The sequence below is a fragment of the Mycobacterium sp. NGS26 genome (assembly GCF_059813025.1).
Window position 1 is genome coordinate 1 of record NZ_JCALDU010000014.1, and the last position, 1,497, is coordinate 1,497.

Here is a 1,497-nt window from a genome sequence, read left to right on the forward strand (position 1 = left end):
GCGGGTGGGGGTGGATGACTCCTTCTTCGATTTGGGTGGGGACAGCATTTTGTCGATGCAGGTGGTGGCGCGGGCGCGGGCGGCCGGGTTGGTGTGTCGGCCGCGGGATGTGTTCGTGGAGCAGAGTGTTGCCGGGTTGGCGCGGGTGGCCGGGGTGGCCGCCGGTGTGGGTGATGTGGCCGATGAGGGTGTGGGGTCGGTGCCGGCGACTCCGATCATGTGCTGGCTGCACGGTGTTGAGGGCCCGGTTGAGCAGTTCAATCAGACGGTGTTGGTGCAGGCCCCGGTGGGGGTGGGCGAGGCCGACGTGGTGGTGTTGGTGCAGGCGTTGCTGGATCGGCATGCCATGTTGCGGGCGCGGGTGGATGACGATGGTGGCCGGTGGTCGCTGATGGTGCCGCCGGTGGGGTCGGTGGATGCGCGCGGGTGTGTGCATGCGGTGGAGGTGTTGTCCGAGGAGACGCTGGTGGCCGCGCGGTCGCGGTTGGATCCGGCGGCGGGGGTGATGGTCAGCGCGCTGTGGGTGGCTTCCACCGGCCAGTTGGTGGTGATTGTTCATCATTTGGCTGTTGATGGGGTGTCGTGGCGAATCTTGTTGGAGGACCTCAACATTGCCTGGGCGCAGCGTCACAGCGGGCAGCCGGTGGTGTTGGCCGCGGGTGGGACGTCGTTTGCCCGGTGGGCGTCGCTGCTGGTGGAGCATGCCCATGCGCCCGAGGTCGTAAGCCAGGCCCAGGTGTGGCGGCAGGTGGCGGCGGTCCCGGCGGTGTTGCCGGGGGCGGGTGCGGGGGTGGATACCTATGTGAGCGCGGGGCGGTTGGCGGTGTCGTTGGATACCGAGACGACGCGGCTGCTGTTGGGGGAGGTGCCGGCGGCGTTTCATGCCGGCATCCAAGACATTTTGTTGATTGGGTTGGCGTTGGCGGTGGCCGAGTGGTTGGGCACCGGTGACGCGCCGATCGGTATTGAGGTGGAGGGCCACGGCCGCCATGAGGAGTTGGCCGGCGAGCTGGATTTGTCGCGCACGGTGGGCTGGTTCACCACCAAATATCCGGTGTCGTTGGCGGTGGGGGGTTTGTCCTGGGGGCAGGTGATCGCTGGCGAGGCGGCGCTGGGGGTGGTGGTCAAAGACGCCAAGGAACAGCTTCGCGCCCTGCCTGGGGGTTTGACCTACGGCCTGTTGCGCTATTTGAACTCCGAGGTGGATTTGGCTGGGCCGGTGCCGTCGATCGGGTTTAACTATTTGGGCCGGCTGGGCGCTGCGGCCACCGACGCTGGGGGGTGGCGGCTGTGTCTGGACGGGTTGTCGGGCATTGGTGCGGGTGCGGCGTTGCCGCTGCCGTTGCCCTACAGCGTGGACCTTAACGCCGGCACCGTCGATTCCGAGGCTGGCCCGCAGTTGCAGGCCAATTGGCGCTGGGCGACGTCGGTGGTCGATCGCGACCAAATCGGCCGGCTGAGCCGGTTGTGGTTTGAGGCCCTGGCCGGGATCGGTGC

At 67.7% G+C, this 1,497-nt stretch carries 1 protein-coding gene; it reads left to right on the forward strand.

Going from position 1 to position 1,497, the window contains the following annotated elements; translation table 11 throughout:
- The coding region (locus AC5Y6X_RS24315) for a condensation domain-containing protein (protein WP_499989698.1) at positions 1-1,497 on the forward strand (1,497 nt) is incomplete at both ends.